General features: G+C 56.1%; 23 protein-coding genes and 1 pseudogene. 11 read left to right on the top strand and 13 right to left on the bottom strand.

The genetic code is table 11. The annotated features are described in order from the left end of the window. A pseudogene (locus B2R48_RS14120) lies at positions 1 to 609 on the top strand (tryptophan--tRNA ligase); the annotation flags it as partial. 84 nt (positions 610 to 693) lie between these two features. Here B2R48_RS14120 and B2R48_RS14115 read toward each other — a convergent pair. Together B2R48_RS14115 and ribA are read right to left on the bottom strand one after the other, a co-directional pair. Continuing rightward, positions 694 to 2181, bottom strand: coding sequence for a hypothetical protein (locus B2R48_RS14115; protein ID WP_297001574.1), 1488 nt, complete (start codon positions 2179 to 2181; stop codon positions 694 to 696). A 170-nt stretch (positions 2182 to 2351) separates the two neighbouring features. Then, the gene (ribA, locus tag B2R48_RS14110; RefSeq protein ID WP_297001569.1) at positions 2352 to 3509 is read right to left on the bottom strand and encodes a GTP cyclohydrolase II; all 1158 of its coding nucleotides are present in this window, start codon (positions 3507 to 3509) and stop codon (positions 2352 to 2354) included. Positions 3510 to 3905: 396 nt separating this feature from the next. Here ribA and B2R48_RS14105 point away from each other — a divergent pair, with 396 nt between their 5' ends. Next, positions 3906 to 4595, top strand: a complete 690-nt coding sequence (locus B2R48_RS14105; RefSeq protein WP_008888737.1) for a response regulator transcription factor — start codon at positions 3906 to 3908, stop codon at positions 4593 to 4595. Positions 4596 to 4824: 229 nt separating this feature from the next. On the opposite strand, the gene B2R48_RS14100 is transcribed toward B2R48_RS14105, so the two are convergent. Continuing rightward, on the bottom strand, positions 4825 to 5520 hold the full coding sequence (locus tag B2R48_RS14100; RefSeq protein ID WP_297001566.1) for a YggS family pyridoxal phosphate-dependent enzyme: 696 nt from the start codon (positions 5518 to 5520) through the stop codon (positions 4825 to 4827). A 69-nt stretch (positions 5521 to 5589) separates the two neighbouring features. Between B2R48_RS14100 and B2R48_RS14095 the strand changes: the two genes are divergently transcribed. Then, positions 5590 to 6240, top strand: a complete 651-nt coding sequence (locus B2R48_RS14095) for a thiamine phosphate synthase (protein ID WP_297001563.1) — start codon at positions 5590 to 5592, stop codon at positions 6238 to 6240. Between the two features lie 18 nt (positions 6241 to 6258). Beyond that, entirely contained in the window at positions 6259 to 7479 is a 1221-nt protein-coding gene (locus tag B2R48_RS14090; RefSeq protein WP_297001560.1) for a glycosyltransferase family 9 protein, read from the top strand. A 102-nt stretch (positions 7480 to 7581) separates the two neighbouring features. Here B2R48_RS14090 and B2R48_RS14085 read toward each other — a convergent pair whose 3' ends face one another. Both B2R48_RS14085 and B2R48_RS14080 read right to left on the bottom strand, forming a co-directional pair. After that, the gene (locus tag B2R48_RS14085; protein ID WP_062957048.1) at positions 7582 to 8616 is read right to left on the bottom strand and encodes a porin; all 1035 of its coding nucleotides are present in this window, start codon (positions 8614 to 8616) and stop codon (positions 7582 to 7584) included. 657 nt (positions 8617 to 9273) lie between these two features. Further along, entirely contained in the window at positions 9274 to 10308 is a 1035-nt protein-coding gene (locus B2R48_RS14080; protein ID WP_297001556.1) for a porin, read from the bottom strand. 251 nt (positions 10309 to 10559) lie between these two features. Here B2R48_RS14080 and B2R48_RS14075 point away from each other — a divergent pair, with 251 nt between their 5' ends. Genes B2R48_RS14075 through holA form a run of 4 tightly spaced genes read left to right on the top strand, consistent with a single transcriptional unit; the run spans position 10560 to position 13386 of the window. Further along, entirely contained in the window at positions 10560 to 11126 is a 567-nt protein-coding gene (locus B2R48_RS14075; RefSeq protein ID WP_297001554.1) for a DUF3576 domain-containing protein, read from the top strand. A gap of 5 nt (positions 11127 to 11131) precedes the next feature. After that, on the top strand, positions 11132 to 11797 hold the full coding sequence (locus tag B2R48_RS14070) for a hypothetical protein (RefSeq protein ID WP_297001551.1): 666 nt from the start codon (positions 11132 to 11134) through the stop codon (positions 11795 to 11797). Then, positions 11794 to 12300: an LPS assembly lipoprotein LptE gene (gene lptE, locus B2R48_RS14065; protein WP_297001548.1), complete on the top strand. Its 507-nt coding sequence runs from the start codon at positions 11794 to 11796 to the stop codon at positions 12298 to 12300. The genes B2R48_RS14070 and lptE overlap by 4 nt, the downstream gene beginning before the upstream one ends. 54 nt (positions 12301 to 12354) lie before the next feature. After that, the gene (gene holA / locus B2R48_RS14060; RefSeq protein ID WP_297001545.1) at positions 12355 to 13386 is read left to right on the top strand and encodes a DNA polymerase III subunit delta; all 1032 of its coding nucleotides are present in this window, start codon (positions 12355 to 12357) and stop codon (positions 13384 to 13386) included. Positions 13387 to 13607: 221 nt separating this feature from the next. Here holA and B2R48_RS14055 read toward each other — a convergent pair whose 3' ends face one another. The 7 genes from B2R48_RS14055 to B2R48_RS14025 all read right to left on the bottom strand — a co-directional run bounded on the left by B2R48_RS14055 (position 13608) and on the right by B2R48_RS14025 (position 21184). Continuing rightward, the gene (locus B2R48_RS14055) at positions 13608 to 14801 is read right to left on the bottom strand and encodes a ParB/RepB/Spo0J family partition protein (protein WP_297001542.1); all 1194 of its coding nucleotides are present in this window, start codon (positions 14799 to 14801) and stop codon (positions 13608 to 13610) included. Next, a complete protein-coding gene (locus tag B2R48_RS14050) occupies positions 14798 to 15625 on the bottom strand; it encodes a ParA family protein (protein ID WP_297001539.1) in 828 nt (275 codons plus the stop codon). Before B2R48_RS14050 ends, B2R48_RS14055 begins: the two co-directional genes overlap by 4 nt. Continuing rightward, positions 15622 to 16257: a 16S rRNA (guanine(527)-N(7))-methyltransferase RsmG gene (gene rsmG, locus B2R48_RS14045; RefSeq protein ID WP_297001536.1), complete on the bottom strand. Its 636-nt coding sequence runs from the start codon at positions 16255 to 16257 to the stop codon at positions 15622 to 15624. The genes B2R48_RS14050 and rsmG overlap by 4 nt, the downstream gene beginning before the upstream one ends. A gap of 482 nt (positions 16258 to 16739) precedes the next feature. Next, positions 16740 to 18641, bottom strand: a complete 1902-nt coding sequence (mnmG, locus tag B2R48_RS14040) for a tRNA uridine-5-carboxymethylaminomethyl(34) synthesis enzyme MnmG (RefSeq protein ID WP_297001532.1) — start codon at positions 18639 to 18641, stop codon at positions 16740 to 16742. A 144-nt stretch (positions 18642 to 18785) separates the two neighbouring features. After that, entirely contained in the window at positions 18786 to 20159 is a 1374-nt protein-coding gene (mnmE, locus tag B2R48_RS14035) for a tRNA uridine-5-carboxymethylaminomethyl(34) synthesis GTPase MnmE (protein ID WP_213474849.1), read from the bottom strand. A gap of 426 nt (positions 20160 to 20585) precedes the next feature. Next, positions 20586 to 20909, bottom strand: coding sequence for a (2Fe-2S) ferredoxin domain-containing protein (locus B2R48_RS14030; protein WP_297001528.1), 324 nt, complete (start codon positions 20907 to 20909; stop codon positions 20586 to 20588). 14 nt (positions 20910 to 20923) lie between these two features. Beyond that, positions 20924 to 21184: a DUF6489 family protein gene (locus B2R48_RS14025; RefSeq protein ID WP_297001526.1), complete on the bottom strand. Its 261-nt coding sequence runs from the start codon at positions 21182 to 21184 to the stop codon at positions 20924 to 20926. Between the two features lie 325 nt (positions 21185 to 21509). Between B2R48_RS14025 and B2R48_RS14020 the strand changes: the two genes are divergently transcribed. Continuing rightward, a complete protein-coding gene (locus B2R48_RS14020; protein WP_297001524.1) occupies positions 21510 to 23549 on the top strand; it encodes a thioredoxin domain-containing protein in 2040 nt (679 codons plus the stop codon). Between the two features lie 55 nt (positions 23550 to 23604). Then, positions 23605 to 24093 (top strand): methylated-DNA--[protein]-cysteine S-methyltransferase, encoded by a 489-nt coding sequence (locus tag B2R48_RS14015; protein ID WP_297001521.1) that lies wholly within the window; start codon positions 23605 to 23607, stop codon positions 24091 to 24093. Between the two features lie 16 nt (positions 24094 to 24109). On the opposite strand, the gene B2R48_RS14010 is transcribed toward B2R48_RS14015, so the two are convergent. Next, positions 24110 to 24502, bottom strand: coding sequence for a VOC family protein (locus B2R48_RS14010; RefSeq protein WP_213475696.1), 393 nt, complete (start codon positions 24500 to 24502; stop codon positions 24110 to 24112). A 220-nt stretch (positions 24503 to 24722) separates the two neighbouring features. Between B2R48_RS14010 and B2R48_RS14005 the strand changes: the two genes are divergently transcribed. Next, the coding region (locus tag B2R48_RS14005; RefSeq protein ID WP_297001516.1) for a quinone oxidoreductase family protein at positions 24723 to 25478 on the top strand (756 nt) is incomplete at its 3' end.

Below are 25478 nucleotides of genomic sequence, written 5' to 3'. Positions count from 1 at the left end.
GCTGACATTCTGGCCTACAAGGCGACCCATGTACCGGTCGGCGAAGACCAGAAGCAGCACCTTGAATTGGCACGTGACATCGCCTTGAAATTCAACACCGATTACGAGGTCGAAGGCTTCTTCCCGCAGCCCGAACCCCTGATCCTGGGTCCGGCAACGCGTGTGATGTCGCTGCGTGACGGTTCGAAAAAGATGTCAAAGTCCGATGCGTCGGACATGTCACGCATCAACATGACCGATGATGCCGAAACGCTGGCCAAAAAGATCCGCAAGGCAAAAACCGATCCGGAGCCGCTGCCATCCGAGGCCGCCGGTCTGGAAGGCCGCCCGGAAGCCAAGAACCTGATCACCATCTATGCTGCGCTTACCGACAGCACGGTCGATGCGGTTCTGGCAGAACATGGCGGCACCCAGTTCTCTGGCTTCAAACAGGCGCTGACCGACGTGGTTGTCGAAAATCTGGCACCAATTACCGAGGAAATGGCACGCCTGAAAGCTGATCCGGCCTATATCGATTCCGTTCTGGCCAAGGGCGCACAACGGGCTGACACCATCGCCCGGCCGATCCTCAAAGAGGTCAAGGAAATCGTCGGTTTCCTGAACGGCTGATCGCGCAGAAACGATCTGAATATCAGAAAGCCCGCCGGGTTCAACCGGCGGGCTTTTTTTGTTTTGATTGCGAAACGTGGCTTATCAGATGGCGTTTCCAGACTGTGTCGGGTTCTGCTGCATCGCCTGATATTTTTTCAGGCCATCCATCATCGTCTGGCTGAACCATGCCCCCACCGGCGCATCACCGTTCATGTTACTCGTCGCCTGTTGCAACAGGGGATGGTTGGCAGGATCATCTTCAGCTGGCGCACTGGCCGGCATGGCGGATCCGCCCTCGCGATTTGCATTGGCAACATCATATCCGCCATAGGCCTTTGCCGGGCGATCATCGGCGACGGCATTGTTACCGGCAACCGCATCTGCGGCCATGGTCTGGGCCTTGTCACGGCCAAGGGCGGCGTTAAAGCGCGCGGCCATTTCAGCCGCCGAAAGGGGCGTGCCATCCGCTGACGTCGTCTGAATTTCGGACGCTTTTCGTTCAGCAGCTTCGGCCTTCACCGCGTTCCGTTTGGCATACTTGGTTTCATGGGCCGCCATTTCAGCAGAAATGGCAAACTGATTGGTCTGACGGCTGACTCTCCCGCTGCTTGCTGCCCGTCCCCAGACGGTATCAGCATCTTTGGGGGTCGGACGACGCACCGGTTCGTTCGCAGCCGAGCTTGAAGATATGGTCTGGCTCAGAGTCGAAACAGGGTTGGTGGTTCCGGCTGAGGCCATGGCAACAGTCAGTTCTGCCGGATCGGATGCCTGGGTCGCTGCCGCAGAGGCAAGGGCAGGTTCCGCCTCGGGTTGCGCGGACGGCTGGGATGCGGCGGCTGTCGGGTTTGCCGGATTCTGGCTGGCTTGCGCAACCTCGGTCGCCTGCACGCCCTGCGTCGCCTGTATACCTTGCGCCCACGGCACATTCAAATCCGATGCCCGAACGCCAACGCTGCCCACGGCATCGGCCGAGGCCAGCATAGTCTGATCAACCGGTGTGGTCGGGGCGGACTGCACGATGGTCGCCTGTTCGGCCGTACTGGCCGGGTTGGCCTGATGGCCGCTCATCCATGGCAGAACCAGATCGCCTTGATAGGCACCGTTTTGCGCCACGGTTGTCTGCGGGTTTTTGGTTGCAGCCGTCGCATCAGCCACTGCCGTTCCATCGTCGATGCCACTGCCGTTAAAACTGTCTTCGACAAAGGCCATGACGTGGCTGCCGGTATCGTCACCCGTGACGGCGTCCACCACAGCATCAATTGCCGCACCGGCAAGGCCAAAAACCCCGCCAAACAGCCCACCGCCCGCGACGCGCGCGCCATTGCCGATCTCGTCCCCGGTGAGCGAGCGATATATCATCCCTACACCGGGAATATGTTGCAAAGGATTGATCACATCGAGGACATCGGTGAACTCGAAACCGTCCTCGCCAAACATGTATTGCGAAAATGTCCGGCCCTCGCCATTGCCCGACAATTGATCGGCCGCATTGGACTGGGCAAACTTGCTGTCTGCCAGACCATTCGCGCCACCTGCGCCACCAGATACGTTACCGGGCGAAATTTGCCGCCAATTCTCACCAATCGACATGTCTGTCCTCCTCTTACGATCTATTTTGCAAAAGGAGTGCCAGTTTTAGAGCGCGCTAACGCTTTGAATTATCGTAATTTTCTTGGGAATGAATTTCGCCAGACTTGCCTGTCGGAATCTTCTGCCGGGTAGCATCGGCATCTTCAAGACTCGCAGCTTATAAGAGCGGCTTAGAACAAATGGCCCGCCCGGTCCTTTTTGGTCTGCAGATAAAATTCGTTATGACCATTGGACGGGAATTTATGCGGGACACGCTCGGAAACTGTGACACCCCAGCTTTCAAGCCCGGTCAGCTTTTCGGGGTTATTGGTCAACAACCGCACACTTTCAAAGCCCATCTGACGCAGCATTTCGGCTGCCGGACGATACACGCGCTCATCGGCGTCAAAGCCAAGTTCCTCGTTGGCATCAAGGGTATCAAACCCCCGATCCTGCAGGGCATAGGCGCGCAACTTGTTCACAAGCCCGATGCCACGCCCTTCCTGACGCAAATAAAGCACAATGCCGCCCTGCCCGCTTTTGGCGATTTCCGAAATCGCACCACGCAGCTGCGGTCCGCAGTCACAGCGCAGCGACCCGATCAGATCACCGGTAAAACATTCAGAATGCAGACGGATCAGGACCGGTTTATCCTTGACCGGTTCATCAATCACAATCGCCAGATGTTCCTGCCCGCCGTCTTCCGGGCGAAACGCAATGACGGTGACGTTTTCCGCATCTTCAAGCGGTACGCGCGCTTCGCTGACCTGGCGCAAGGATGCGGCCGAGGCATTCTCATAGCCATTGATGCTTTCAGACTGCAACACCAGCAAATTCTGCGCCCGCGCCAGCGTTTCAAGCTGATCGGCACTGACCGGCACGGTCACAACAGCGGGCAACAGGCGCGCAAGCTTTGCCAACCGGATGGCGGCATGTTCGGCCATGCTGATGGGGCGCCAGTCACCATCGGGAAGCGCATCCAGATCAAGCAACGGATTGGCAATTTCACCCAGACGATTGGCGTCCACGCCCGATTGCGTAGCACTGACAAAGGCAATGAACGGGTCATCTTTACACGCTTGGCCAAGCGATTTGGCGCGCACACGCGGGATCACAATTGCTGGTGCTGTATCGTTTCCGGCGATGTCGCACAGACGTTCCAGACCATGCTGGGAAAGCGGCTCGGCCGCAATCACCGCCACACTGTGGGCTTCGCCATTGTCGTGCCCCTGAACCAGAACGATCTCGCCACGGCGCAAATCTGCCACAGCGCGGGAAACCGTCACCAGATCGGTCGCCGGGATCAGATTGCTGTCATTTTGGGCCGTCACGGCGGAGCTTTGGGTCATCGGCATCTTGTCTTTGTGATCACAACATCGCGATCTGGTGGCTATGGGGCTGGATAAAGACCCGGTTTAATTCATATAAGCGCATCAGGCGGCGCAATTGGTGATGCGCAAAATCGCAGGAAGACGCGCATCTTTCAAGATTTTACGACATCACGTTTTAGACAAATCGCCCCTACTACCTAATCCGGGTTGGTCAGGAGTTAAAGGACCAATGCGAAAACAGTTTGTTCTTGAAAATACAACTTAAGATGCTGATCCTGTGGTCAGGTTTAACAATGCATACTGCATATATGGCGGGCCGGACCCGAAAGCGCCACTAAAACAACCCGGTAAAATCAACATCAGGCGCAGGCCCCGGATATGCCGGCGGATCTGACAAGCAGCAAGGGATGGTGAATGTCGACAGGTAAACAGGTTCTGGTGGTTGAGGACGATGCAGCGCTCAGCCAGTCTCTGACAGAACAGCTCAGACTTCATGAAGATTTCGAATGCGTGGTTGCCAACAGCGGCAAGGAGGCACTCGATCTTGCCAAGGATTCCTATTTTGATGTGATTCTGCTTGATGTTGGCCTGCCCGATATGGATGGCCGTGATGTCTGCAAGCTGATGCGTCGCGCCAATGTCAAATCACCAATCATCATGCTCACCGGGGCCAATAGCGACTCTGACACCATTCTGGGCCTGGAATCGGGTGCCAATGATTATGTCACCAAGCCGTTCCGCCTGAATGTGCTTTTGGCCCGTATTCGCGCCCATATCCGCCAGCATGAACAAAGCGAGGATGCCGTCTTTGTTATCGGCCCCTATAGCTTCCAGCCCAGTGCGAAAATCCTGATTGAAACCGCGACCGAGAAAAAAGTCCGCCTGACGGAAAAGGAAACCTCGATCCTTAAATTCCTGTTCCGGGCAGGCGACAAACCGGTCAGCCGCGAAACATTGCTTGATGAAGTCTGGGGCTATAACGCCGGTGTAACGACCCATACGCTCGAAACGCATGTGTATCGCCTGCGCCAGAAGATCGAAAAGGATCCGTCAAACGCGGCGATCCTGATTACCGAACCGGGTGGCTACAAGCTGATCCCCTGATCAGACGACGGTTTTAGGACCTGAAAAAAGAAAATCCCGCCGATGCGGGATTTTTTTGTCACGGATGTCGGGTTTCTGCGTCTATGTCTTTGGGCCGATTATCCACAGCATGGCGCAAACTGAAAAAATCCACGTTAAATGCGTAAAAACCGCCTGAAACGCACACGTTTTTGCAGTTTTTTGCCTCGAAAACAGATTAGACCGCCAAAATATCGCCCTCAGAGGCCGTTTAATAGCCTCTGGATCCGAAAATAGCCGTGCCAACCCGCACATGGGTGGCACCAAACCGGATCGCGGCCTCGTAATCACCGCTCATGCCCATGCTCTTGATTTTCAGACCGTGACGGTCGGCAATCTTGCCAAGCAGGGTGAAATGCGGGGCCGGCTCTTCGTCCACCGGGGGAATGCACATCAGGCCAATGATCGGAAGATCAAGCTCTTCGCGACACATCTTGATGAAGTCATCGGCATCTTTTGGCGCGATTCCCGCCTTTTGTTCTTCCTCACCAGTATTGATCTGAATGAACAGATCCGGGCAGGCGCCGGTATTATCGCGCTGCCTGGCCAGCGCCTTGGCCAGTTTCGGACGATCCACCGTTTCGATCACGTCAAACAGGGCCAAGGCATCCTTGACCTTGTTGGTCTGAAGCGGCCCGATCAGGTGCAGCTCAATATCGGGGAACTCCGCGCGCAATCCCGGCCATTTACCGGCCGCTTCCTGCACTCGGTTTTCACCAAATACCCGCCGGCCATCCACCAATGCCTTGCGCACATGATCCGCATCGTGGTTTTTGCTGACACAGACCAGCGTCACGTCATTCGGATCACGATCGGCCACGTCACATGCCGCATTGATATTGCTCTGGATTTCGGCAAGGTTGGCTGCCACATCGGTTTTCTCAGATGACAGATCATGACTGCTCATGGCGGGTGGTCCTTCATCGGTAACGCATTCAGGAACGGCAGGTATAGCTGCCAAGTCGGGAGTGTATCAATGGATAAGGCCCTGTTAAAGCAGGCACGCAGGCTCAATCTGCGTAATGGTGGCCCGAATTGCCCGATTCCGCCGATTGTGCTGATGACCGATGACCAGAGATTGCCCGATCCGGAACCCGCCATCCGCGCCCTGCCAAGCGGCAGCATGGTCATTTTTCGTCATTACGATCATCCACAGCGCGCGAAACTCGGGGCGAAGCTGCGCGCGATCTGCCGCACAAGGCGTATCCTCTTTCTGGTGGCAAATGACGTTGCACTCGCGCTCAGGCTCGATGCCGATGGCCTGCATTTCCCCGAATACCGCGCGCTCACAGACCCGGGTATCTATCGGCGACTCCCGCCGCGGTCTTTGCGCACTTCGGCTTGCCACTCACTGCAAACAATCCGAAAACTGGCCCTGCTTCCGGAGTCAACTCGCCCCGACGGTGTCCTGATTTCCCCGATCTTTCCAACCCGGAGCCACCCGGGCGCAGCACCAATGTCATGGGCTGAAATCCGCCAAACGACCCGGATGTGCCAACAGGCCGGCATGACCCCGATTGGACTGGGCGGGATCACTGCGCAAACAATCGCAAATCTGCGGACGTCCGCCCTTGCCTCGGTCGCCGGGATCGGGTTTTCTGGTATCAGCCATCCGCCATCCCGTTGACCGGAGTTCTCCCGCAAAATGCCCCGGGCCCCACACCCATCCCGCAAGAAATTCACCCGTTTTGCATCCAAACAACCGTTTCAGTTTGGTCTGCCCAATGTCAGTCCTGCTCTGACGCAAACATCCGATAACAGCCCGATCTATGTCACCCGGACAACGTCCCTGCTGCGTCGTCAGGTTCTGGCGAACGCGCCCGGGGTCAAGATCAAGTCAGACAGCTATCGGTTTCAGGTCCTGCCACGTGACAGCTGGGGTGAACCGGATTTCTCGCGAAAATCCGTCCTTTTCCTCATCCCCGATGATGCGCTTGGCGATTGTGTCGGCATGGCGCTGTTTTTCCGTGCGCTCAAGCAAAAGTTTAAAGATATCCGGATCGGGGTTCTTAACGCTGGCAGCGCGTCAGACATCTTTGCGCTGGTGCCTGATATCGAGATTTTCCAGCTGTTTATCTCAAGCACACAGCTCAAACGCTTTGATCACGTCATTGATCTCAGTGAAATGGAAGGTTGGCGTGATATCGCGACCATGCCGGTCAATCCGGAAGAAGCCCTCTGCGAAGCGTTTGGCATTCCGCCCATACCGCTTGAAGAACGTCATCTACCAACAGAAACGCGACTTAAGATCGGCATTGTCCCGATGGCGTCATCGCCACTGCGCACGCTACCACCCAAGCTGGTCAGCGAAATCACCGCCATGCTGTCCAAAAAGGATTACGAAATCACCATCGTACTTAATGCCTATCAGGGGGTGATGAAGGCCTATAAGACAGCCCTTGGCGCCTTGTCAGGCAAAAACATTCGCATCCTTGAGGGCTTCAAAACGATTGGTGACCTGGTCACGTTTGTCGGACAACAGGATTATCTTGTCGTGGCCGATAGCGGCCCGGCTCATATCTCCAAACTGTTCCAGACACCGGGATTTGGCATTTACAGTTCTGCTGACGCCAAGACCCTGCAAGGACGCCACAAAAACCTGCGCGTCTGGCAAAGTGATTTCGAAGGACCGCACTGCACCGCCCCGTGTGGGCTGGCAAAACTGCGTGCGACACCTGATGGCAAGATCGGCTGTATGGGCAGTCTTGATCTCCCCATCTCCGCACTGCCAGACATTCCTGAAAAAAGCGATCCACATCTTGCGCGGGCCCTGGTCACGGATACCCCGGTGCCTTGCGTTGCAAAGCTGCATGATCAGCGCGCTGCGATTACCACGGCGATCGCCCAGGATCTGGGGCTTACCTGACGCCTGGTTTTATGCCGGTATCTCTTGGACCCACGGCTCACATAGGCAAAAAGAAAGGGTGGCCGAAGCCACCCTTTCGAAACCTTGCATAATTCCGAAGAATTAGAAGGACAGTGCGAGACCGGTAACCGCACCAAAGCCGTCATTGTCGGCGATGTTTGCGCTGTCGGCTTCGTCATCGAACCAGAAGATCGACGATTTCCATGCTACGCCTGCGCCAAGGGTATAGGCCATGCCGAGGTCAACGGTGCTGATTTCACCAGAAGTGGTGGTGCTGCCGTCGGTGCGGTTGCCATACTCGGAGTATGCATAGGACAGCGAAACGGTCGCTGCGTCCATTGCATAGGAAACACCAATGTCATAGCTGTCGGTGTCGCCAGCAGTGCGGGAGTTTTCGCCCTGTGCGTAATCGTCTTCGATGTGGCCCCAGGAAGAACCAACTACGAAGTTGCCAAAGCCAACGGTCGCGCCAAGGCCATACCAGTTGCCTTCACCCCAGTTTTCACCGGTTGCGGAAACACCAAGCGCAATACCGTCAAAGTCATGACGGAATTCAACACCTGCGGAAACGATTTCGTCGCCGTTGCCATCGGTGCCGTTATAGTTGTTCGAACCGTTACGCTGGCTGTCATCTGCATAAGATGCACCAAGGCGGAAGCCACCGAAGACCGGGGTGTAGTAGGTAAGGCGGTTCTGGTCGCCACTCGACGGAACGGTGTCGATCAGGTACGCGTCAACCCAGTTGGTCAGGTCGCCATCGTTCACACCAACCGGACCGACCGACGGTGCAGTTACGCCCATTGCGTCCGCAGCACTGTCATCTTTACCAAGACGAACCTGGCCGAAACCACCGCTGACATAGAGATACTGTTCGTCGATCTGATCGCCCGAGGTTTCACCTTCGAGTTCGATTTTCGCACCGACTTCGATGCCGTTATCCAGCGTGGTCGCACCGGAGAAGTGAACTTCGGTATCGGACTGGAAGGCGTTTTTGGACTCGCCAACATCCTGGTCAGCTACACCAGCCCACTGTTCCATGTAACCACCGACCGAAAGTTTGATCGGCTCGGAAGCCTGCGCGGTGCCTGCAGCAGCAACAGCGACGAGTGCGCTGGAAGCAAAAAGAATCTTTTTCATCTTAACCCTCAATAGAATGACGTTGATGGAGTGAAGGGATGAACCGAGCGACCCTTCAATCTGTCGAGGGTGATAAAACACTCGATATGACCATTGGTCAATTACTATAACTGACTAAACGTCACTTAAATGATGCACCGTTGCTGATTTGCAACACATCATCTCTATAAACCACCGATTTACTGTGTTCAGTCTCTATCTACATATGTCGACTAGCCATTAATAACTTCCCCCTCAACGGTTCTTTGTCTGACATATCACATATTGTGACTTACGGTCACTTATCACATGCAACGTTAACCAACACAGAAATCAAGTTAGGCAACACATGAAACAGTTGGATTTAACACCCTTTGGTCTTTGCCACGCGAGCAATCTCGCGCAGAAGAGCTCAAATCAGCTCGGCATAGCTTTGCGGGTGTCACGTTTTAAGAGGAGGGATTTGTTAGGAAAACCGACCAACTCTAACCATGATAGGGAGAGGCTGGCGATGGGAGGCGAACCACGTAGGAGATGGAACGTCGGGCGTTCTAAAAACAACGCGACATAGTGTGGTTACGGAAAGCCGTTTTGACGCCAAGTACGATTAAACTGGGTACAAAAAAAGAAGGGGGTGGAAATCCACCCCCTTCAATTCTTCAACTAATCCAGAAAGGATTAGAAGGACAGTGCGAGACCGGTAACAGCACCGAAGCCGTCGTTGTCGTCGCTAGCAGCCGTCGTGCCACGCTCGTTGTCGAACATGAAGACCGAGGACTTCCAGGTCACGCCAGCACCGAGGGTGTAGCTCAGGCCGAGGTGCAGGTTGGAAAGGCTGTCTTCAGCAGTTGCCGAACCGTTTTCGTCTTCACCATAGAAGTAGGTGAGGGTTACGGTTGCGGCATCCATGGTGTAGCCAACACCGAAGTCATAACCGAAAGCATCGCCGTTGGTTGCATTGTCTGCACCATCAAGATACTCACTGTTCGCGGCACCATAGGAACCACCAACGGTGAATGCGCCGAAGCCAACGTTTGCACCAACATGGTAGTTACGGCCATCGTCAGCGTCGCCTTCAGCCATACCGGAAACTTTAACCGAAACGGCATCGAAGTCACCGATGTATTCTACGCCAACAGCATAACGTGCGTCACCAGCGGTAGCGGTGTCGTTGTGCTCCGAGGTGTCGTCATCGGTGTAAGAAAGACCAGCACGGAAACCACCGAGAACCGGGGTGTAGTAGGTTACTTTCTTGGCATCGCTGTAGCCATAGATGTTGGCGGTGATGTTGGCATCAGAGAGGCTTACCCAGTTACCAAGGTCACCATCCTGTGCGTTGACCGGACCGGTCGACGGAGCAACGGTCAGCATGTCGGTCTGCGGGCCATCTTCGGCGCCGAGCTTGATCTGACCGAAACCACCGTTGACGTACAGGTACTGTTCGTCAACCTGTGCACCAGCAGCTTCTTCGCCTTCGAGTTCGATTTTCGCACCGACTTCGATGCCGTTATCGAGCGTGGTCGAACCAGCGAAGTGAACTTCGGTGTCAGACTGGAAAGCGTTACGGGACTCGTATGCGTCTTCCTGCGAAGCAACACCGGCCCACTGTTCCATGTAACCACCTACGGACAGGCTGATCGGCTCAGAAGCCTGAGCTGCGCCTGCGAAACCAACAGCGACAAGTGCGCTAGAAGCTACCAGAATCTTTTTCATCTTTTCCCTCAACGTCTTTGAATGCGTTTTACGCAATACAAATATTTGGACAGCTTTTGCCGCCCGGTTCGAGAAGGATGGAGCCACTAAATATCTGCCGCGTCAACCAAAGCTGTGACCAAAATGGCACATTGCCACTCGACTGTGGCAAAAAAAACACACCGGTTTTCTTTGCTCATCGCGAAATTCCACCCTATATTCGCTGCGAAATATGGTTCTGCTTCTGAAGTACATTTGTCTAAAGGCCGGAAATGATAACCCTTTCTTCGTTCAAATCGCAGATTTCTGCGGCGGCAATCGTTTTGGTGCTGGCCGGATGTTCCTATGGCAGCGTTGATTATGATCAGTTTCCGGGATCGGCTAATACGGACGAGCGTGTCAACGGCCGGACAATGACGCGCGCTCAGGAACAGGAGCGTGGCGGACTGTTCGGTTCCGAAGGGCTGAATATTTTTGGCGGCGAAGACGCGCAGCAAGGCGGTGGTTCAGGGATTGGCGTGAACAGTTTCCTGTGGCGCGCCTCACTGGATACGCTCTCCTTCATGCCACTTAATTCTGCAGACCCGTTTGGCGGCGTCATCATTACCGACTGGTACACACCGCCAGAGTCCCCGGACGAGCGATTCAAGCTGACCGCCTACATCCTAGGCACCGCGCTTCGTTCAGATGCCATCAAGGTTTCCGTCTTCCGCCAGGTCAGTGTTGGTCCCAACCAGTGGCAGGATGCAGTCGTTGAGCCGGGAACGGTAACCTCCATGGAAGATGCCATTCTCACCCGTGCACGTCAGCTTCGCATTGATAGCGCAACGGCCGAATAAGGTTTATGTCGAAAGGCACACCTTATATATCACCAGAGTACAACCCCCATGCGCTGCAACGCGACTGGGGGTTTCTTGTATCAGCCGTGCGTCATGAGCTTTTTGAAGTGATGCACACGAGTCTGGGCACATTCCGCGCCATGCTCTGCGGATCTGTTCTTCAACACGCGGCCGAAGACTCCAAGGTTTCTGGTGCCATGCCCGGATACCCGGCCAAAGTTACGAGCGAGGGTATCGCGCAAGAGGGCAAACAGCTCTATCGGGAAGTCGGCCTTGATATCATGACACTCGCACTACTTGCCGATGTCCCGGCACACCGCCCCCTACACCTGACGCAACATAGCTTGATTGGCCATTGGCGCTGGCTGCGGGATGTTTGGCGCGAAACGCAATCACGTCCGAAATATGATGCGACAGCCTTTCAAACCCGAGATGCGGTAAGTGATGCCTTGCAGAACGGCAAGAACAATCTGGCTGTGGCTGAGTTGCGCAAGATGTTCAAAGAGGTACAACACGCGCCAGAAAATGATGGGCTCTATTTTTCCTTCCTGAACAGTCTAAGTCTGTTTTGCCCTTTTATCGGAACCGAACTATTGTGGCGCCAGGGACGGATTGATCATGATCCGCTCGGCAGGTCCGGTACCAAAGACAAAGAAGGTTTAATTGAATGACGTTGCGCGCGATTGTTCCGATTCTCGCACTTGTGGCCCTGACAACCCTCAGCGCCTGCGGATTTCGCCCGCTCTATGCAACCGCCGGGGATGACTACCAGACCGCTGCGAATATGGCGCAAGTAAAAGTCGAGTTGATCGATGATCGGGTCGGTCAATTAACCCGCAATGCCCTGCTCGAAACCCTCACCCCACGCGGGCAAAGCTCAAACCCTCTTTATGACCTGAGCGTTACCTTGACCGAATCGACAAGTGAACAGGGCTTCACTAAGGATAACGAGGCGACGATTGCTGATTACCTTATCGATGCAGACTATCAGCTCGTGCGCAGATCTGACTCTAAGGTACTTCGGAACGGTACGGTCCGCGCCCGAACCAGCTACAATATCGTCGATTCGGATTTCGCCAGCATCGAGGCCGAGGATGCCGCACGCAAGGATGCCGCACGCAATCTGGCACAGCAACTGGCCAATCAGGTCGCGATTGGCCTCCGCTCTCAATAACCTTCTCAGTTCACGCGACTTACACTAATCCTCTAAAGAACCACAAGGCGCATCATGAAGCTCAAGGCAGCACAGGTTGAAAACTTCTTGCGCGCCCCAGATGCGAAGGCCCAGCTCGTTCTGATCTATGGCGAGGACGAAGGCCTTGTGCGCGAACGCGCAATCAGGCTGGCCAAGACCGTGGTCGAGGATCTCAAGGACCCCTTCCGCGTCATAGAGCTTGGTACCGCCCAGCTGAAAGAAGATGCCGGCCGTCTGCGTGATGAAGCAGCTGCCATGAGCTTTGGTGGCGGGCGGCGTGTGATCCGACTCCGTGAAGTTGGTGATGCACAGGCCCCTGTCATTGCCGATTTCCTTGGCGATCCGGCCGGTGATGCCCTGATTGTCATTGAGGCCGGAAGCCTTCCGACCCGTTCCAAACTGCGTCAGGCGGTTGAAAAGGCCGGCAATGGTATGGCACTGCCCTGCTACGCCGACGGCGCGCGCGATATTGAAAGCCTGATCCATTCGATCATGGAAGAACACAAACTGCGCATTGACCGCGATGCCACCAGCTACCTTGTCGCCAATCTCGGCTCGGACCGCATGATTTCGCGAAGCGAGCTTGAAAAGCTCGCCCTGTATGCGCTTAAGGACGGTCAGGTCACGCTGGCAGACGCCATGGCCTGCGTTGGCGACAGTTCCGCCCGCCATTATGATGATGTCATTCAGGCTGTTTCTCAGGGCAATGTCGTCAATCTGGATGCCGCGCTCACCCGGCTGATCGAAGAAGGCCTCAACCCGGTCGGGGCGTTGCGCATGATGATCAGCTATTTCCAGAAGCTGCATCTGATCAAAGGACAGGTGTCTCAGGGAATGGACGCCAACCAGGCGATGAAATCGCTGCGCCCGCCCCTGTTTTTCAAGGCCGCCGACCAATTTCGCGCCAACCTCAATAACTGGGCGGTCAACAACCTGCAGCGTGCCTTGCAAATCCTGCTTGAGGCCGAAAAGGACTGCAAAAGCGGTTTGGCGATCCCGGAAACCATCGCACACCGCGCCATGATCAAGGTCGCGGTCGCCCGTCAGAAACAGGTCCGGCGCTAACCACCCGCTCCTCTCGTGACGTCCTCAAGAAAATAGGCATGTCACGCGATGCGACATGCCTACAAAAATCAGACGGACCCATAGCCCGATAAAAGGCACAAGAACGTCTTAAAGAATCCGCTTCACCTCAACCGATCCCCGGCGCGCTTTCAAATCTTCTTCTTTAAGCTTCTTGAGCTGATCGATTTTCCCGCGATCAAGCTCTTTCATGCTGGTTCTGGTTACGGCTTTTTTCCCGTGCCATCTGTAACCTCCTCGGCGATCAGATCATCAAGCGCTTCCTCGCTGACTTCTTCGCTTTCGATCGGATCATCGCCTTCGGGCCCTTCGATGACAAAATCATCGTCTTCGCTTTCGGGCAAAGTCGCATCGGCAATGGTTTCAAGTTCTGCGGTCAGATCATCATCCGAGTCGTCATCTTCGATAAACATCGAATCGAATTCGTTCTCATCGCCATCCGCTGAACTCACCGCGACCTCATCCTCGCCAAGTTCACTGGCCTTTCCATGGGTCAGGCGCTGCAGGATGTCATCAAGCTGCTCAAGCGTATCATACCGGATCGAGATTTTGCCAGACGCCCCGTCAAAGTCGATATTGACCGCCAACCCCAACATATTGCTAAGGTCACGTTCCAGAGCTACCGTATCTGGGTCTTTTTCGCTTGCAGCACTGCCCGATGACTTCTTCGGACGTGCGGCCTTGCCGCCATCGGTTTTGACAAGCTTTTCGGCCTGACGAACGTTCAAACCCTTCTTGACGATCTGACCGGCAAGCTCGACCGCGTTCTCTGCGCCCAAAAGCGCACGCGCATGGCCAGAGCTCAGAACCTTGTCAGACAGCATCTGCTTGATTGGTGCCGGCAGGCCCAGCAAACGCAGGCTGTTGGCAATATGGCTACGGCTTTTGCCCAGCGCCTGGCCAAGTGCTTCCTGCGTGTGGGAAAATTCGCTCATCAGGCGGTTATAGCCTTCGGCCTCTTCCAGCGGCGACAGATCCTGACGCTGCAGGTTTTCAATCAGGGCAATTTCGGCCGTTTCGCGGTCATCAAATTCGCGCACCAAGACCGGTACTTCATGAAGCTGTGCACGTTGTGCCGCACGCCAGCGACGCTCACCAGCAATGATTTCATAGGTGGTTTCACCCGTTGACGATGCACGTACGAGAATCGGCTGAATGATGCCCTTTTCGCGGATCGATGCCGCCAGATCATCAATCGCGTCATCATCAAAATTGCTGCGCGGCTGAAACGGTGACGGTTTCAGGTCGGTAATCGCAATATGCTGCGTCGTCCCGCCCGGCCCCGGATGTGCCGCTTCGGCGCTATCGCCACTGGCGGCAACAGCAACTTCTTCGTCCTCTTCACCCAGAAGTGCAGACAGTCCCCTTCCCAAGCCGCGTTTTTTTGCTTCGCTCATGCTTTTACCCCTTCGCGTTTCAGGACTTCGCTCGCCAAATTCAAATAGGCCCGTGAACCCGGGCACTTCATGTCATAAACCAGCACCGGCGTTCCGTGGCTCGGTGCTTCGGAAACGCGGACGTTGCGCGGAATCACCGTGCGATAGACCACATCCCCGAAATAATCGCGCACATCATTGGCCACCTGGGCTGACAGGTTGTTACGCTTGTCATACATGGTCAGGACAATGCCCTGAATTTCAAGGTTCGGGTTGAAGGCCTTTTTGACCCGCTTGATCGTACGGACCAGATGGCTGATCCCTTCAAGGGCAAAGAATTCACATTGCAACGGCACCAGAACCGCATCGGAGGCCACCAGCGCATTCAGGGTCAAAAGACCCAGCGACGGTGGGCAATCGATCAGGACGTAATCAACATCCTGCGGCAATTTACCGAGCGAATCTTTAAGCTGCGTCTCGCGACGTTCGAAATCAACCAGCTCGATCTCCGCCCCCGAAAGATCCATGCCCGACGGCACGATGCTCAGCCGCGGGATCGTGGTTTCCTTGCGTGCCTCTTCAAGCGTGTTGCCATTAATCAGCACATCATAAGAACTAATTTCTCGGTCTGAGGGACGCAGACCCAAACCGGTACTGGCATTGCCCTGCGGATCAAGGTCGACAATCAGAACCCGCTGGTTCACGGCCGCCAGTGCGGTTGCCAGATTGATCGTTGTGGTGGTCTTGCCAACACCGCCCTTCTGGTTGGCCACGGCGATGATGCGCGGACGATTTCCGGCACCCTCTGATTTCGTCGAAAGCGGCAAATCAATAACATCCGTCACCGGCCCACTCCTTTTAAGATCATCACGACACCGTCCGGATCGACCAGGCTGGCATGCGTGGTTACATCAAATGTCCAACCAGCGTCCCGTGCGTCCGCCAGCTCATCCTCAAAGGCACGTCCCTTTAGCAGCACATAATGGCCACCGTCTTTCAAATGGCGCTGCCCCAGCTCCAGAAGCTTGGGCAAGGGCGCAAAGGCGCGCGCCGTAATCACGTCGGCCTGGCGTGGTGCCGCAGCCTCAATCCGTTCGCGGGCAATCTCGGTCTGACCCAGCACACCGCACACCCGGGCAGCTTCCATGAGAAAGACGGTTTTTTTGGTGTTGGATTCCATCAGGGTGACGTTATTGGCCCCAAGGATCGCCAGAACAATACCCGGGAAGCCGGCACCCGATCCAAAATCAACGATTTTGCCGGTTCCGGCGATGTCCTCAAGATACGGCCAAAGCTGTGCGGAATCCTGTAAATGACGTCCCCAAACGTCTTCGGCCGTGCTGGCGCCGACGATATTAATCCGTGGCTGCCACTTCACGACGAGGTCTGCATACTGGTTCAGTCGGTCCAATGTTTCACGTGAAACATTCAAATCCTGCTCGAACCAGGTTTTTACGGGTGTGGAAATTGTTTGCATATTTGATTTATAGGCCGAGCCACAAAAACACTCCAGTCTTGATTTTTACGGTTTTGTGTTTTTGCCCGCGTCGGATGCGATAAAACACCGCAAAACAGCGTCGAATGTTTCACGTGAAACATTCCCGCGATCAAAATGGATCACACCGGGTCAATTTCATCGCATAATCGCGGAAGTTTGTACCCCGACCGTCCCGCATCAGCAGAGTCGCACCGATCAGCCGAGACAACCCCCGGCGACTCGGCAGCGAACAATGTACCAAGGGTGAAAACCCGACCTCTCCCCTGCGCCCCACATTCATGGCTCCATCTGTATATCCGTGCAGACGGACACAATCGCTGTCAGGTTTCCGGGACGGAGAACACCGATACGACAACACCCGGCCAATGGCTTGGCCGGGTGTCTCAATTTGGGGCGGATGTGTCGGTTGTCGGCACTTTATATATATATGTGCTTGCAGGCGCCCGATATGCGCCGACCGATCAGGCGGTGCGGGTTGCAGTCGCGGTCTGGTGCTTGTGGCTTTTGATATGACCGAGCAGTGCGGTGACCGCTGCCGGGGTAACGCCCGGGATGCGCGATGCGGCCCCGATGGTTTCCGGCTGGATCTCTTTCAGCTTCAACCGGATCTCTGCCGACAGTCCGCCGACCTTATCGAAATCAAGCCCGCGCGGCAGACGCAATTCCTCGTCGCGGCGGAAGGCGGCGATGTCAGCTGCCTGACGATCAAGATACCCCTTGTACTGGGCATCAATCGAAACCTGTTCCTTGATCGCCGGATCAAGGGCACCCAGCTGCGGCCAGACCTTGGTCAGGGTATCGAAATCAATATCGGGATAGGCCAGCAGGTCATAGGCCGACCGGCGCACGCCATCCTGATTGATCTTGATATCAAACTTGGCCAGACCATTCGGGGTTTCGGTCAGCTCGGATACTTCGGTCTTGGCAGCATTCAGGGCCAATTTCTTGGCACCCCACGCATGCGCGCGGGTCGATGCGATGCAGCCAATATCAAGACCGCGATCCGTCAGACGCTGATCGGCGTTATCGGCGCGTAGCATCAGGCGATACTCGGCGCGTGAGGTGAACATGCGATACGGCTCACGCGTGCCAAGGGTGACCAGATCATCGATCATCACGCCGATATAGGCATCGGCGCGATCCAGAACAAATTCGCGCTCAGTTCCACCGGCAATCAGGGCAGCATTCACACCGGCAATCAGCCCCTGCCCGGCGGCTTCTTCATAGCCGGTGGTGCCATTGATCTGACCGGCAAAGAAGAGTGCCGCGACCTTCTTGGTTTCCAGCGTATGGCGCAACTCGCGCGGATCGACGAAGTCATATTCCACCGCATAGCCCGGACGGAAAATCTCGACCTTTTCCAGGCCCGGAATGGTGGCCAGCATGGCAAGCTGGACGTCTTCGGGAAGCGAGGTTGAAATGCCGTTCGGATAAACCGTCGGATCATCGAGGCCTTCGGGCTCAAGGAAAATCTGATGCTGATTTTTCTCGGCGAAGCGCACGACCTTGTCTTCAATGGACGGGCAATAGCGCGGACCGCTGCTTTGGATCTTGCCGCTATACATCGGCGCGCGGTCCAGATTGGCACGAATAATTTCGTGGGTCGCTTCGGTCGTCCAGGTCAGGTGGCAGGGAATCTGCGGCACCGTGATTTCCTTGGTCAGGAAGGAAAACGGATCGGGTGGCGTGTCGCCCGGCTGTTCCTGCAGACTGGCCCAGTCGATTGTCCGGCCATCAAGGCGGGCCGGCGTCCCGGTTTTTAAGCGGCCTAATCGGAATTCGTATTTGGCCAGCGTATCGGACAGTCCCGTTGCCGGGGCATCACCCATGCGGCCGGCCGGTTCGGATTTCTCGCCAATATGGATCAAACCATTGAGGAAGGTACCCGTGGTCAGCACCACCGCCCCGGCCAGGTATTCGGACCCATCACCGGTAACAACACCCTTAACGCGGTTTTGGTCATCAATGATCAGGTCCTCGACACCGCCTTCAAGGATGGTGAGGTTTTCCTGCTCAGCAAGGATATCCTGCACCGCCTGACGATACAGCTTGCGATCGGCTTGCGCACGCGGCCCACGGACTGCGGGGCCCTTGGAACGATTGAGCATACGGAACTGGATGCCCGCACGGTCAATCGCGCGGCCCATCACACCGTCAAGCGCATCAACTTCGCGCACCATATGCCCCTTGCCCAGACCACCGATGGCCGGGTTGCATGACATTTCCCCGATGCGATCCGCACGGTGGGTGACCAATGCCGTGGATGCCCCCATGCGCGCAGCGGCAGCTGCGGCTTCGCATCCGGCATGTCCTCCGCCGACCACGATGACGTCAAAGCGGTTATTTGGCACGTTCTGTGACATCGACTTCCTCACTCAATCCCCGCTGCTTGTCACGCGGCGGGCGTGAACCTTGTTTGGTTCGAATAGGCGTATATGGTCAACCTTGTGACGAATGTTTCACGTGAAACATTGGCTGGGACCAAGTCTAACGACTCTTCCCTAACTCTATTTGCCGATACAGAAGTCCCCGAAGATAATATCGAGTAAATCTTCCACATCGACGCGTCCGGTAATCTTGCCGATTTCGCGAACAGCGAGGCGTACATCCTCGGCCGCCAGTTCCGCGATATCGGTCTGCAATCCGCGATCCAGATGATCGCTGGCACTTTCAAGTGCCCGCCGATGGCGCAGCCGTGTCAGCGGCACGGGCCCGGCAAAATCGAGCCCCTCTTTTACGCGAGTCTCCAGCAGTTGCAAGAGGCTTTCCATCCCCTGCCCGGTCATGGCCGATATGGCCAAAACGGGAAGCTCCAGCGCACGGCCATCTGCGGATGTCCCCTGCCAGCTTGCCGGGATATCAAGGCTGTCGGTCGCATCGACCTTGTTGATCAGAATAAGTGTCTTGTCATCGATCAGACGCGCGGCCTCCGGATCAATGTTCGGCCAGTCGTTGCGATCAATCACCACCAGGCGCAAATCGGCATTTTCGGCCCGCTCCGTCGCCCGGCGCACGCCTTCGGATTCAATCACGTCACCGCTTTCGCGCAGGCCTGCCGTATCCACCATGGTGACCGGGAAGCCCCCCAGATCCAGATGGACTTCGATCATGTCGCGCGTCGTCCCCGCGATCTCGGAAACGATGGCGGCATCACGCTGTGCAAGCCGGTTGAGCAAACTTGACTTGCCGGCATTGGGCGCACCAAGGATGACGATCTGGAACCCTTCGCGCAGCCGTTCGCCGCGACGATTATCGGCAAGGTGTTTTTTGATCTCGCCAAACACACTCATCAGATCACCGCGTACCACCGGCACAATGCCATCGGGCAAATCTTCGTCGGGGAAATCAATATCGGCCTCGATATGGGCCAGTGCCTTCATCAAACGCGCGCGCCAGCCTTCATACAGCGTGCCCAGCTCACCGGCCATCTGGCGTACCGCCTGACGGCGCTGGGCAGATGTTTCGGCGTCAATAAGATCGGCGATGCCCTCGGCCGAGGTCAGATCCATCTTGCCGTTTTCAAAGGCGCGTCTTGTGTATTCGCCGGGGTCGGCCACGCGCAATCCGTCCTGACGTGACAGGCAATCGAGCACCCCTTCGATCACGGCGCGCCCGCCATGGACATGCAGTTCAACCACGTCCTCGCCTGTAAAGCTTGCCGGGCCTTCGAAATAGATCGCCACCGCATCATCAAGCCGTTCGTGCGACTTGGGATCGCGGATCGGGGCATAGATCGCATGACGCGGTTTGGGCATGGTATCGCGGCCCAATAACGCACACAGCACAGCGCCCGAACGTGGCCCGGATAATCGGATCACGGCAACACCGGCACGCCCCGCGCCGGAGGACAGGGCAAAAATGGTTTCTCGGCTGGCAATCATGGCGGGTCCGTCAGTTCTGAAAATGCGGTTGCGTGGCTGAGGAGGATATCGTCCAGACAGCGGCAAAGGTCAACATATGGCAGAAAATAACCAACAGGGGTTTAATGACCTTTCGTTGGTTGAGCAGACCTTGAAGTGCGCTTTGGCAACCGCCACTACCCGATTCACCTCCCTCGCCCCGTCATGGACCCCCGCCTGCGCGGGGGTGACGGTTTGGGCTGCCAAGGGGTGTGCCTTGTCCTGTCACCTCGATGGAGGCACTTGGACGCCATCAGACGTGGAGAGAGCGACAATCCCCAAAAGACCCGTCATTCCCGCGCAGGCGGGAATCTATGTGCAGTAGGGCGTAGTGCAGTAGGGCGTAAAAAAAACCGGCCAAGCACATGTCACGGGCCGGTTTGATTACTCAAGGTCACGCGGGGGCGCTTATTGATCGGGATTAAGCTTCAACCGTTCAACCACCTGCCCACCGATCAGATGGTCATTGAGGATCGCTTCGATGTCTTCCATCGTCTCGTAGCGATACCAGGTGCCTTCAGGATAGACCACCATCACCGGGCCCAGTTCGCAGCGATCGAGGCATCCGGCGGTATTAATCCGGGTCTGTGGCAGGCCAAGTTCCTTGGCGCGCACCTTCATGTAATTGCGAAGTCTGGTCGCGCCCTTTGAATTGCAGCATCCGCGTTCATGTCCGGCCGGGCGTTCGTTCTGGCACACGAAGACATGTGCCTGATAGTAGTGTTCACGCATGATATCGGGTCTGCCTAGCCTTTGTCCTTGTCACCGGTACCGCCGGTACCCGCATTGAACTGGCCCCAGAAGGCTTTCTGAAGCTGTTCCCAGTTCTGGATGCCCTGTGGCAGCCATGTATTGAGCATGGTTTCCGGGTCCATCGCCGCCAGATTGGCTTTCATGCGGTCTTCGATTTCTTGCATCATCGCCTTTTGCATCGGCTGAACATCAGGAAGGCCAAAGAAGGTCCGTGCCTCTTCTGGCGTGCAATCAATGTTCACGGTTACTTTCATCGCCCTGATCTCCTGAACTGTTCTCTTTGTCGATCTCTGTCTTTTTTGTCTGGCGGGGCCATTATCCCCACAAGCAAGCCCGCGGCAATCATAATAACACTCCCCGTCCCTACCATATGGAAGGTAACGTCAGGCCGCGACCGCAACTTTCACAATATTGCGATAAAAGATTCCGGCCATTTGCCTTTATGAATGACGGCATAACCCTTAGAATCACGTAAATAGCCTAATAAAGCATTGCCAGCACTGATGACTGGCGCGTGATTGCAGATCGCGCTACCGCAAACAATAAAGTCATCCGCCAATGGATGGCACAGGACACAAAATGGAACTCGCACGCAACAATCTTGGTTCGGAAACCAGCCCCTATCTTGTTCAGCATCGCGACAACCCGGTGCATTGGCAGCCCTGGAGCAGCGAAATCCTTGCTGCGGCGAAGGAGGCCAACAAGCCAATCCTGCTGTCGGTCGGGTATGCGGCGTGTCACTGGTGCCATGTCATGGCCCATGAAAGCTTTGAGGATGAGGGCATCGCCGCCCTGATGAACGAGCTTTTCATCAATATCAAGCTCGACCGCGAAGAACGCCCGGACCTTGATGCGCTTTATCAGAACGCGCTGGCCCTTCTGGGCCAACAGGGTGGCTGGCCACTGACGATGTTTTTGACCCCGGATGGCGAGCCGTTCTGGGGCGGGACCTATTTCCCCAAGGAAGCGCGCTATGGCCGGCCGGGATTTGGCGATGTGCTTAAGACCGTCGCCAAGATATATGCCGAAAAACCCGATGATGTCCGCCACAATGTCAGCCAGATTTCCAACGCACTGATCAAAATGAACAGTGCGGCGGTTGGCGCGGTCCCCAGCCTTGAGATGATTGATCGCTGCGGCCATGGCTGCTTGCAGATCATGGACGGGGAAAATGGCGGTACATCAGGCGCGCCGAAATTCCCGCAGCCCAGCCTTTTGTCCTATATCTGGCGCACCGGTGTGCGCACCGATGATGACGGGCTGAAACGCATCGTCAAACACAGCCTGGATCGCATGTGCCAGGGCGGCATTTATGATCATCTGGGTGGCGGTTTTGCCCGTTATGCCGTCGATGACCAGTGGCTGGTGCCGCATTTCGAAAAGATGCTGTATGACAACGCACAGCTGATTGATCTTTTGTGTGATGTCTGGCGGGTTGATCCCAATCCGCTTTATGCCAAGCGGGTCGAGGAAACCATTGGATGGATCCTGCGCGAAATGCGCATTCCGGGCGGCGCCTTTACCGCAAGCCTTGATGCCGACAGCGAAGGGGTCGAAGGCAAGTTCTATGTCTGGTCCGAAGATGAAATTGACCAGATCCTTGGCGCGGACGCCGAACTGTTCAAGAAATTCTATGACGTCTCCGCGGGTGGCAACTGGGAAGGCCAGAATATCCTTAATCGCACCGCTTCGGGATTGGCGCTTGCCGATGACGCGACCGAGGAAAAGCTGGCCGAGCTTCGGGCCAAGCTTCTGACTGAACGGGCAAAACGCATTCGCCCGGGCTGGGATGACAAGGCGCTGACCGACTGGAACGCCATGACAATTGCCGCCTTTGCCGAGGCGGCGATGACCTTCCACCGGGCCGACTGGCTGGATTATGCCAAGCTTGCCTATGGCTTTGTGATCAACACCCTGATGAAGGATGACCGCTTCCTGCACAGCTATCGCGATGGGCGCGTGCAGCATGCCGGGATGCTGGAAGACTATGCGCATATGATCCGCGCGGCACTCAGGCTTTATGAATGCTTTGGCGAGGATGCCTATCTTAATGAAGCCATCCGGTGGTCGGCTGCGGTCGAAACCCTGTTTGCCGATGCCAAGGGCGGCTATTTCCAGTCGGCATCGGATGCCAGCGACCTTGTCGTGCGCCAAAAACCCTTCATGGATAATGCCGTGCCATCAGGCAATGCGATCATGGCCCAGAATCTGGCCAAGCTTTATGCCCTGACCGGCGATGCGCAATACCGTGATCAGGCCGAAATCACCCTTGCGGCCTTTGGCGGGCGGATCAGCGAGCAGTTCCCGAACATGCCCGGCCTTATGATGGCAGCTGAAATGCTGCAGAATCCGGTGCAGATCGTGCTGATCGCCAAGGACCGCAGCCAGACCTATCTTGATATGCGCCGCGCCATTTTTGGCAGTTATCTGCCCAACCGCGCCATCACGATCCTGTCTGACGGTGATCCCCTGCCCGATGGTCATCCGGCCCAGGGCAAGACCGCGATTGACGGCAAGGAAACCGCCTATGTCTGTCAGGGTCCGGTGTGCTCGGCCCCGGTCACAAGTGCCGATGAGCTGACCAAACTGCTTGCAGATTTGCCAGCCAAGACCGCATAGCCCCCCAACAGCCCCAAAACACCCAAACCAGGTCCACCGCACGAAAGACGCCACCATGCCGCAAATCTCGATCAACAGCCCCGTCGGCGCAATTACGGTTTTCGCATTTGAAGATCAAATCGTTGCGCTTGATTGGGGTTTTGTTGACGAGGTTGAAAGCACACCGGTGCTTGAAGAAGCCCAAAAGCAGCTTACTGCCTATTTCGCAGGGCGCTTGCACAGCTTTGATTTGCCCCTCGCCCCTGACGGGACGGATTTCCAGAAAATCGTCTGGCAGGCGATGGGCAAAATCCCGATGGGCCAAACAGCGACCTACAAGGAACTGGCGGCGATGGCCGGATCGCCCAAGGCGTTTCAGTCGGTTGGCACGGCGTGCGGATTAAACCCGATTCCGATCATAATCCCCTGTCACCGCGTTCTGGCTGCGGGCGACAAGCCGGGCGGTTATTCCGGCCATGGCGGGCTTGAAACCAAGCGTGCGCTTTTAAAGATCGAAGGTGTCGATTTACCCCTGCCCGACGATCAGGGCGATCTTCCATTATAACCTTGTTTTCAATTACTTAGTCTTTGGCGTAGCACACGGCTTGCAGCTTGTTCCCATCCGGATCACGGACATAGGCGGCATAGTAGTTCGGGCCGTAATGCGCACGCAGACCGGGTTGGCCTTCGTCCATGCCGCCGTAGTTGAGCGCCGCTGCGTGAAAGGCATCGACCATGTCACGTTGGTCTGCCTGAAACGCAATATGAGTACCATTGCCCCACGTTGCCGGGCGCCCGTCTGCCGGGCTGTAGATATAGATCGTTGGCATCTGTCCATCCCGCTCATAAGCCAACGGCTTTTCCGGGGGTTTTGGCAATCGCTCGAAGCCCAGCGCGCCAAGAACGGCGTCGTAAAACTTTGCTGAGCGGGCCTTGTCGTTGGTTCCGAGCGTAATGTGGCTGATAACCGTCAATGCCGTTGTCCTTCCTTATGAACGGGTCAAGCTTGCTGCGACAAAACAAGTCTAGCAGATTGCCATGACAGGATATGTCAGGAGCAGGATGGCTGCGACCAAGCACGGCCTGTCGCAAAGACATTTTCGGTATTTCCCCTGCTGCAAATCACAGGCTTCTGCCCTACACTGCCCTCATTGACGAAACGTGCGTTCCAAAACGCAAGAAGGGAGGTCACCCATGACGAAAGCATTCCGATTTTACGAAACCGGCGGCAGTGATGTTCTGAAATTTGAAGATGTCGAAGTTGGCGCACCGGGCGAAGGCGAAGTGCGCCTGACGCAAAAGGCCGTTGGCCTGAACTATATCGATATCTATTTCCGTTCCGGCGTCTATCCCGCACCCAGCATGCCGTCCGGCCTTGGGCTTGAAGGTGCTGGTATCATTGAGGAAGTCGGTCCGGGTGTGACGGATCTGGCCGTAGGCGATCGCGTGGCCTACGCCGCACAGCCACTTGGTGCCTATGCCGAGGCGCGCGTGATGCCGGCCAAGGGTCTGGTGAAAATCCCCGATGATGTCAGTTTCGAACTGGCCGCAGCCGCCATGCTTCAGGGCATGACCGCGCAATATCTTTTGCGCCGGACCTATGAGGTCAAAAAGGGCGACACCATTCTGATCCATGCCGCAGCTGGCGGCGTTGGCCAGATTGTTTGCCAGTGGGCCAAGCATCTGGGGGCCACCGTGATCGGAACGGTCGGTTCCAAGGAAAAGGCCGAAATCGCCAAGGCCAAGGGCTGTGATTACCCGATCCTGTATCGCGAAGAGGTTGTCTCGGAGCGGGTCAAGGAAATCACGGGCGGCCAGGGCGTTGAAGTTGTTTATGATTCGGTGGGCAAAGACACCTTTGAGGATTCGCTTAAGTGCCTCAAACGGCTTGGCATGATGGTCAGCTTTGGCCAGTCATCGGGTGCAGTTCCGCCGGTATCGCTTGCCCAG

The sequence above is a fragment of the Thalassospira sp. UBA848 genome (assembly GCF_002295455.1).
GTDB lineage: Bacteria > Pseudomonadota > Alphaproteobacteria > Rhodospirillales > Thalassospiraceae > Thalassospira.
Note: the sequence above shows the minus strand (reverse complement) of the source record. Positions and strands in the feature narration are given on the sequence as shown.

Coding starts and splice junctions, on each gene's coding strand:
- B2R48_RS14015 (WP_297001521.1), top strand. CDS start 23,605: ATGCCGCAAATCTCGATCAACAGCCCCGTCGGCGCAATTACGGTTTTC.
- B2R48_RS14085 (WP_062957048.1), bottom strand. CDS start 8,616: ATGAAAAAGATTCTTTTTGCTTCCAGCGCACTCGTCGCTGTTGCTGCT.
- B2R48_RS14055 (WP_297001542.1), bottom strand. CDS start 14,801: ATGAGCGAAGCAAAAAAACGCGGCTTGGGAAGGGGACTGTCTGCACTT.
- lptE (WP_297001548.1), top strand. CDS start 11,794: ATGACGTTGCGCGCGATTGTTCCGATTCTCGCACTTGTGGCCCTGACA.
- B2R48_RS14075 (WP_297001554.1), top strand. CDS start 10,560: ATGATAACCCTTTCTTCGTTCAAATCGCAGATTTCTGCGGCGGCAATC.
- B2R48_RS14025 (WP_297001526.1), bottom strand. CDS start 21,184: ATGAAAGTAACCGTGAACATTGATTGCACGCCAGAAGAGGCACGGACC.
- B2R48_RS14115 (WP_297001574.1), bottom strand. CDS start 2,181: ATGTCGATTGGTGAGAATTGGCGGCAAATTTCGCCCGGTAACGTATCT.
- B2R48_RS14090 (WP_297001560.1), top strand. CDS start 6,259: ATGCCCCGGGCCCCACACCCATCCCGCAAGAAATTCACCCGTTTTGCA.
- B2R48_RS14095 (WP_297001563.1), top strand. CDS start 5,590: ATGGATAAGGCCCTGTTAAAGCAGGCACGCAGGCTCAATCTGCGTAAT.
- mnmG (WP_297001532.1), bottom strand. CDS start 18,641: ATGTCACAGAACGTGCCAAATAACCGCTTTGACGTCATCGTGGTCGGC.
- B2R48_RS14070 (WP_297001551.1), top strand. CDS start 11,132: ATGTCGAAAGGCACACCTTATATATCACCAGAGTACAACCCCCATGCG.
- mnmE (WP_213474849.1), bottom strand. CDS start 20,159: ATGATTGCCAGCCGAGAAACCATTTTTGCCCTGTCCTCCGGCGCGGGG.
- B2R48_RS14030 (WP_297001528.1), bottom strand. CDS start 20,909: ATGCGTGAACACTACTATCAGGCACATGTCTTCGTGTGCCAGAACGAA.
- B2R48_RS14020 (WP_297001524.1), top strand. CDS start 21,510: ATGGAACTCGCACGCAACAATCTTGGTTCGGAAACCAGCCCCTATCTT.
- rsmG (WP_297001536.1), bottom strand. CDS start 16,257: ATGCAAACAATTTCCACACCCGTAAAAACCTGGTTCGAGCAGGATTTG.
- B2R48_RS14100 (WP_297001566.1), bottom strand. CDS start 5,520: ATGAGCAGTCATGATCTGTCATCTGAGAAAACCGATGTGGCAGCCAAC.
- ribA (WP_297001569.1), bottom strand. CDS start 3,509: ATGACCCAAAGCTCCGCCGTGACGGCCCAAAATGACAGCAATCTGATC.
- B2R48_RS14080 (WP_297001556.1), bottom strand. CDS start 10,308: ATGAAAAAGATTCTGGTAGCTTCTAGCGCACTTGTCGCTGTTGGTTTC.
- B2R48_RS14105 (WP_008888737.1), top strand. CDS start 3,906: ATGTCGACAGGTAAACAGGTTCTGGTGGTTGAGGACGATGCAGCGCTC.
- holA (WP_297001545.1), top strand. CDS start 12,355: ATGAAGCTCAAGGCAGCACAGGTTGAAAACTTCTTGCGCGCCCCAGAT.